This is a genomic window from Collinsella sp. Sow4_D11 (assembly GCF_052116465.1).
Lineage (GTDB): Bacteria > Actinomycetota > Coriobacteriia > Coriobacteriales > Coriobacteriaceae > Collinsella.
On record NZ_JBQKLA010000040.1, the window covers coordinates 1 to 6,721 of the forward strand.

Sequence of the window (6,721 nt, forward strand, 5' to 3'; positions counted from 1 at the left end):
CGTACAGCTCGGAGGCGATGCCCTGCTCGTCGGAGATCTCCCAGATGTGGTTGGCTGTGTCGGTCTCGCTGTAGTAGCTGCCGGTGCGGTAGGTGATCGTGGCGTTCATAGTGGGTTCCTTTCCCTATCTGATGTATCCCAATATACATATGTGGGTACCGGTATGCAAGAGGGGATCGAGAAAACACCGGGGAGATTTCTTGGCCGTGCATCTAGCGTGCCATAGTGAGCCACACTCCTACACACTCCTGCACACTCTCACACACTCCTATACACACAGAAAAGCCCCTGACTAGGCATTTAACCTAGTCAGGGGCAATTCTTCGTGTGTCCGAGAGAGGACTTGAACCTCTCTCATTTACGCTCAAAAATCAGGTTCCGCAGCCTCGCGTGCCACTAGCGTGCCATAGACTCATCGCATGGCCAGACAACGACGCCCCTTCGGCGCGCTCCGACAGCTCCCCAGTGGTCGCTACCAGGCCCGCTACATCGGGCCCGACGGCCTCCACTACCTCGGTCCCTCCACCTACCTGCTCCGCTCCGACGCCGAGGCGTGGCTGCGCGACGAGGAAATACTGATCGACCGGCAGCAGTGGACGCCACCCACCAACCGCGCCGTCGAGCACCGCCCCACCACCGTCGCACAGTGGTGCGAGCACATCATCACCCGACGCCAGCAGCGCAGCCGCAAACCGCTGCGAGACTCCACCGCCGCCACCTACCGCAACCTCGTCAAGCTCGTCATCGCTCCCGAGCTGGGCCACATCACTGTCACTGCCCTCACCCGCGACATGGTGCGTCGCTGGTACGACGCGCTACCCGCCACCGCCACGCAGAACGGCAACGCGTACCAGCTGCTGCGCTCCGTCATGGGTGATGCGGTGGACGATGGGCTGATCCCTACCAATCCCGTCGCCGTCAAAGGCGCGGGGAAACCAGCCCCGGCGCACGTCTCCGTGGCGCTCACCCCGACCGAGCTGCGCACCTACCTCGCCGCCGTAGCCGATGAGTGGCGCGTCCCCCTCGCCCTCGCCGGTGTCGGCGCGCTCCGCTCCGGCGAGGTCAGGGCACTGCGGCGTCGCGACATCACCGACGACGGCACCACCGTCCGTGTCGCCCGCACCGTATCCAGACTCCCCGGCCCCGACGACACCCGCATCTGGGTGTTCGGTGACCCCAAAACCGCCGCCGGTGTTCGCACCGTCCACCTCCCGCCATGGCTCGCCACCGGCATCGCACAGTGGCTCCAGACGTGGGACGCAGACCATCCCGGCGACCGCGACCGCCTGCTGTTCGCCACCGCCGCCGGTGACCCGCTCACCGACGGCGCGATGTGGCGCGCCCACCACAAGGGCGCGGTCGCCTGCGGACACCCCGACATGAGTGTCCACGACCTCCGCAAGACGGGCGCGACACTGGCAGCACAGTCCGGCGCGACCGTCCGCGAGCTCATGGCACGCCTCGGGCACACCACACCCCGCATGGCGATGCTGTATCAGGTGGCCTCCGACGACCGAGACCGGGCCGTTGCCGAGCGCATGGGTGAGCTGGAGGGCTAGGCCAGTTTCGCCACGATGTGGGCGCGCTCGGCCTCAGTCAGCGCCCCTAGTCGGTCTGCGAGCGTCCGGCGCGTCACCCATAGTTCCTCGGCTGCGGTGTCCATGCTCGGACAGGCAGCTAGCGCCACCGCCACCGCATCGAGGTCGGGCAGCAGCAGCCGTGCCGTGGCGATCTCCACCCGGCGCTCGACGGCGGGCGGCTGGTGGGCGGTGTGGCGCTGGTAGTGGTGCACCAGCTCGTGCGTGAGAGCTACCCGCCGCTCACGCTGCGACATGCCCCGCGCCAACCAGATCGTGTCGGTGCCGTTCGTGAGCCCCCGGACGCCGGTAGGCAGATCGGCCCACACCAGGCGCACGTCTGGTAGTGAGGCGAGGTAGGACCACGGGTCAGGCGGGCTCGTCGGGGGCAGCACGGCGCTCGTAGTCGAGTGGGTCAGTGTCGTGGTTGGCGGCGAGGTCGTAGTTGGAGGGGTCGATGTCGGCGGCGCGGGCCTCGGCTCGGGTCACGATATCGACGGACGTCAGGCCCAGGGCAACCGCGACCGCATCGAGCTGGGCGACATCGAAGCCACGCTCGCCATTGAGCAGACGTACCAGCGTCCGCTTCGACATGCCTGACATTTCGGCCAGACGACTGACCGTGATGCGCCGGGCTGCGCGTTCGGCTCGCACGGTGGCTGCGACCAGTGCATTGAGCCCCCTGCTGGGGTCCTTCTCTACAGGCGTCACGGTCACCATTGTGCCATATCTGGCGTCCATGTGCCGATCTTGGGTCATTTTTTGACCAAAGGGGTTGCGTCACCGTTCCCTGTGTCATAGGGTGACCATATGGACACCAAACCACCCCGAACGGTCACCGAGATGACCGCAGTCGTGGTCTCGGAGGCGATGACCGACGCCGGTCTCACCGTACTGGGCGTCGCTGACAGGACCGGGATACCGCGAACCACGCTCACTCGCCGTCTCTCCGGAGGCTCACCTTTCACGGTGGCCGAACTAGACACGCTGGCGGCCGTCGTGGGCGTCCCCGTGTCGGTGATCATCGCCCGCGCTGAGGATCGGCTCGCGGGAGCAGCGGCATGACCACCCCCGACCAGCACCGGGTCCAGCGCATCGCGCAACTCGCTGAGTCGATCCACAGGATCGGGAGTGCCACCGCAATGCTGGACGGCTCAGCCGCCCTCGACGTCCTCAGTGAGGAGCAGGTGGCCATCGTTGACACCGCCGTGGACGCGCTCAATGACCTGCGCGAGAACCTCCAGGACTCCCTCCGCGCCGAGGGGATCAACCTATGACCAATCGCCGCTGGCTGACCCGCGCCGACGTCGCGGACCTCATGGGCGTATCAACGTGGACCGTCGACAAGCTGGCCCGCGACGGGAAGCTGCGCCGCCACAAGCCGACCGGCAAACCACAGGGGCGCGTCGTCTTCTCCGCCGATCAGGTAGAGCGCCTCATCAGCAGGTCAGCCACCCGCTGACCACAAATAATCGGCCCCCGCCGCTGTCACGACGAGGGCCACGCAATCCCGAAAGGAAGCTCAACATGACAGACTCTACCACCACCCCCGCCGACTACCACGACCGCGCCAAGCGGATCGAGGCGGGTGACGAATCGTGAGCGACCTACTAGCCCACCTAGTCGAACTCGATCAGGCCATCACCGACATGCGGGAGGCCCGCAAGCGCATCGAGGCGGCCGTCACCGCGATAGCCGAGGCGAACACTTGGCCCTACGGCGACGCCTACCTTTACCAGGACGACGATTCACCCGAGCGCCTATGGCTCAACGGATTCTCGTGCATCAGACCCAGTGACGAGTTCGCCCGCGATGTTGGACGGAGCGTCATCCAGATGGCGATCCGACGCCCCGGGAAGAGCACCCAAATCGAGGTGACGGCATCGTGAGCGAGATCAACTGGGATGACTACAGCATCTACGACCACGACTTGCCGACCAACTGGCACGCCGCTGCGAGGAGGTGGGTGTGATGACGTACTACAAGGCTATCCGCCCCGACGGCACGTCGTGGTACGACCTCGGCTTCCGGTGGGTGGCTGAGCGTGGGCCGGTCGAGGGTGTGGAGGTGTGGCATCCGTCGCCCTCAGGTGAGCCCAGGTATGACCCGGCAGGGCATTTGGCCGCATCGACCGAGCCTGCCGACTGTTCCGGCATGGGGTGGCCGAGCCGTCTGCTGGAGGTGGAGCCGCTGGCCGATGTGGTGCCCGGGGCGATGCGCAAGGTCGGGTGCGCTGGGTGGCGTGTGGTGCGGGAGCTGCCCGCGTGGCAGGCGCTCGGGCCGTGTGGCCGTGAGGTGGTCGCCTATCTGGCGCTGCTGCCCACCCTGACCGATGACCAGGTGCAGATCGCCGCACGGTACGCCGCATGGGACGCCGCATGGTACGCCGCATGGGACGCCGCATGGTCCGCCGCATGGTCCGCCGCATGGTCCGCCGCACGGGACGCCGCATGGTCCGCCGCACGGGACGCCGCATGGGACGCCGCATGGGACGCCGCAGGGGACGCCGCATGGGCCGTCGTCGTCCGCGACATGATCTCCACCCCCCACTTCGCGACGCTCACCGAGCCGATGCGTGCCGCCGGGATCGACTTCGCCGCGCTCGGCGGTGCGTCATGACCCGCCGCATCGTGCTCGACATCATCGTGCCCATCGTCGTCATCCTCGCGCCCGTGGTCTGCGCCGGACTGCGGATCGGGACGGAAGTGCTGCCCACCGATCAGGGACATTGACATGCCTACCACCATCACCCGACCCGGCATCTATGACGGCATCCCCGACGCCGACTACCACGCCGACCCCATCCCCGACGGCTCGCTGTCCGTTAGCCGCGCCAAGGCGCTCCTCGAAGAAGGTGGCCCGGCGAGATTCCGGCACCACGAGCTGCACGGTAGACCCCGCACAGCGGCACTCGACCTCGGTAGCGCCGTCCATGCCCTCATTCTTGGCGAGGGCAAGCGCGTGGTCGAGGTGGCCGCCGAGTCGTGGCGCACCAAGGCTGCCCGTGAGGTGCGCGACGCTGCCCACGCATCTGGACAGGTGGCACTGCTGCCCGCCGAGATGCGCCTCGCAGAGGACATGGCGGGCGTCGTATACCGCCACCCCGCCGCTGTCGAGACCCTCGCAGGCGAGCGCGAGCAGTCGATGTTTGCCCGCATTGACGGACTATGGCTACGTGGCCGGGCAGATGTCATGAATCCGGGGTGGACCGCTGACTACAAGACCGCCCGCGACGCCTCAGAGCGCGGTTTCCTGGCCGCTGCCCACCGATTCCGCTACTACCTACAGGCCGCATGGTATCGCCGCCTCCGCCGAGAGTTGACCGGCGATTTGCTGCCGTTTCGCATCGTCGCCCAGGAGAAGACGGCACCCTACCTCGTCAGCGTGTGGGAGGTTGATCCCTCCTATCTGGCGCTCGGCGAAGGTGAGATGGCGCAGGCGATCACGCTCTACCGCCAGTGTGTCGAGACCGGCAGGTGGCCCGGATACAGCCACGACATCAGGCCCCTCATCCCGCCCACATGGGCATACGACGACGACATCACAGAGGAGTGACGAGATGGACATTGACGACACGATCGCGCCGAAGAGCGACCAGCTCAACGCGGAGGACCTGCTGACCGGCCCGCGCACGTTCACCGTCGACCGAGTGCAGGTGCCCGGCGGCGAGCAGCCCGTGAACATCCACCTGCGCGAGATGCCAGGACGGCCCTACCGCCCAAGCAAAACAATGCGTCGTGTCCTCATCGCAGCGTGGGGCACGAAATCATCGGCCTACGCGGGCCGCTCGCTCACCCTGTACCGCGACCCCGACGTGCAGTTCGGCGGCGAGCGGGTCGGCGGCATCAAGATCAGCCACCTGTCTGACATCGCCCAGCCGTTGCGCCTCGCGCTGACAGAGAAGCGCGGGAAGCGGGCCGCGTACCTGGTCGAGCCGTTGCGACTCGCAAAGCCTGCGCCGACCGTGGATGTGTCAGCGATCACCGACCGCGACGAACTGCGCGCCCTGTGGCAGGACGCCGACGAGGCCACGCGTGCCGCGATCCAGAGTCGCGTCGCCGAACTGCCCGACGAGGGCCTGATCGTGCCGGAGGGCGAGTCGTGACCGGCGTCACGACCAGCATCAGTCCGTGGGGTCATATCCAGCGCACCATCGTCGGTGACACCGGAGCCGTCGAGATATGGGGGGATGAGGTGGGCGGCGGGCGCGGCGCCGTGCCGTGCGAGGTCGTCATCCACCAGTGGGGCGCCCCCGAGGTCGAGCGTCGGTATGAGGAGTGGACGCTGTGCCACGAGCGCAGATGCACATCCCACCGCTACTACGACTATCGGAGGGGTTGGGCGCGTGTGGATGCCGACCTGCGGGCGCTGGCCGCAGCATGGCTCCATCCCCGGCACAGGACCCGCATCTGGAGAGACGCGCCCGCTCATTGGATGTGGCGCTGCAATTGCGGACGAATCGGAAGGTGGCAGTCCACATTTGGCGAGGCCCTGTCGGCGTCTGAGCGTCACCGGCACGACATGGCCGACCTCTCCACCGACGACGGCCTGCGGCGCTACCTCGCCTCCACGCGACGCACCCAGGTCGCGGCATGACACCCACCCTGATCGCTCCCGGGGCGGGTGACGACCGCCGAGCCCCCGCCCCGGGAGCCTGCTCCGCCCTCCACATCCTCACCGGCGCGATGGGACTAGACGACCACCGCCAACCCATCACCCCACGACACCTGTACCGACACGCCCGCTGCACCCACTGCGGCCAGAGAGAGGACCAATCATGAGCACCAACACCATCACCATCTGCGGCAACCTGACGGACTCTCCCGAGGTCCGCTTCACTCAGGCCGGGGCCGCCGTCGCCACCATGACGGTCGCCCACAATCACCGCCGCTACGTCAAGCAGACCGGCGAATGGATCGACGGCGACACCACATTCCTGCGCTGCACCGTCTGGCGCGACATGGCCGAGCACGCCGCCGACACCCTCCGCAGGGGCATGCGGGTCATCGTGACCGGTGAGCTCCAGTCGCGCTCCTACGAGGACAAGGAGGGTCAGCGCCGCACCACCTTCGAGCTGTCCGTGGACGACATCGGACCCTCGCTGCGCACCCAGACCGCCATCGTCAACCGCAGCCAACGCGGGC

General features: G+C 67.3%; 12 protein-coding genes. 10 read left to right on the plus strand and 2 right to left on the minus strand.

Annotated features, from left to right (window positions below):
• Positions 1–419: 419 nt before the first annotated feature.
• Positions 420–1,559 (plus strand): tyrosine-type recombinase/integrase, encoded by a 1,140-nt coding sequence (locus ACTQ40_RS10030; RefSeq protein WP_441564055.1) that lies wholly within the window; start codon positions 420–422, stop codon positions 1,557–1,559.
• Here ACTQ40_RS10030 and ACTQ40_RS10035 read toward each other — a convergent pair.
• Both ACTQ40_RS10035 and ACTQ40_RS10040 read right to left on the minus strand, forming a co-directional pair.
• The gene (locus ACTQ40_RS10035) at positions 1,556–1,915 is read right to left on the minus strand and encodes a hypothetical protein (protein WP_441564057.1); all 360 of its coding nucleotides are present in this window, start codon (positions 1,913–1,915) and stop codon (positions 1,556–1,558) included. The genes ACTQ40_RS10030 and ACTQ40_RS10035 overlap by 4 nt on opposite strands.
• Before the next feature lie 31 nt (positions 1,916–1,946).
• Entirely contained in the window at positions 1,947–2,318 is a 372-nt protein-coding gene (locus ACTQ40_RS10040; protein ID WP_441085556.1) for a helix-turn-helix domain-containing protein, read from the minus strand.
• Between the two features lie 69 nt (positions 2,319–2,387).
• Between ACTQ40_RS10040 and ACTQ40_RS10045 the strand changes: the two genes are divergently transcribed.
• The 9 genes from ACTQ40_RS10045 to ssb all read left to right on the plus strand — a co-directional run.
• Entirely contained in the window at positions 2,388–2,642 is a 255-nt protein-coding gene (locus ACTQ40_RS10045) for a helix-turn-helix domain-containing protein (RefSeq protein ID WP_441042348.1), read from the plus strand.
• Entirely contained in the window at positions 2,639–2,854 is a 216-nt protein-coding gene (locus tag ACTQ40_RS10050; RefSeq protein ID WP_315888751.1) for a hypothetical protein, read from the plus strand. Before ACTQ40_RS10045 ends, ACTQ40_RS10050 begins: the two co-directional genes overlap by 4 nt.
• Complete coding sequence (locus ACTQ40_RS10055; protein WP_315888752.1) at positions 2,851–3,039, plus strand: helix-turn-helix transcriptional regulator; 189 nt, start codon at positions 2,851–2,853, stop codon at positions 3,037–3,039. The genes ACTQ40_RS10050 and ACTQ40_RS10055 overlap by 4 nt, the downstream gene beginning before the upstream one ends.
• A gap of 136 nt (positions 3,040–3,175) precedes the next feature.
• Positions 3,176–3,466: a hypothetical protein gene (locus ACTQ40_RS10060; protein WP_432232230.1), complete on the plus strand. Its 291-nt coding sequence runs from the start codon at positions 3,176–3,178 to the stop codon at positions 3,464–3,466.
• An 82-nt stretch (positions 3,467–3,548) separates the two neighbouring features.
• Entirely contained in the window at positions 3,549–4,196 is a 648-nt protein-coding gene (locus ACTQ40_RS10065; RefSeq protein WP_441085555.1) for a hypothetical protein, read from the plus strand.
• 114 nt (positions 4,197–4,310) lie between these two features.
• Complete coding sequence (locus tag ACTQ40_RS10070; protein WP_441042353.1) at positions 4,311–5,132, plus strand: PD-(D/E)XK nuclease-like domain-containing protein; 822 nt, start codon at positions 4,311–4,313, stop codon at positions 5,130–5,132.
• A gap of 4 nt (positions 5,133–5,136) precedes the next feature.
• Positions 5,137–5,682, plus strand: a complete 546-nt coding sequence (locus tag ACTQ40_RS10075) for a hypothetical protein (RefSeq protein ID WP_441042355.1) — start codon at positions 5,137–5,139, stop codon at positions 5,680–5,682.
• Positions 5,683–6,011: 329 nt separating this feature from the next.
• Positions 6,012–6,173, plus strand: a complete 162-nt coding sequence (locus tag ACTQ40_RS10080; RefSeq protein WP_441564060.1) for a hypothetical protein — start codon at positions 6,012–6,014, stop codon at positions 6,171–6,173.
• 181 nt (positions 6,174–6,354) lie between these two features.
• The coding region (gene ssb, locus ACTQ40_RS10085; protein ID WP_441141210.1) for a single-stranded DNA-binding protein at positions 6,355–6,721 on the plus strand (367 nt) is incomplete at its 3' end.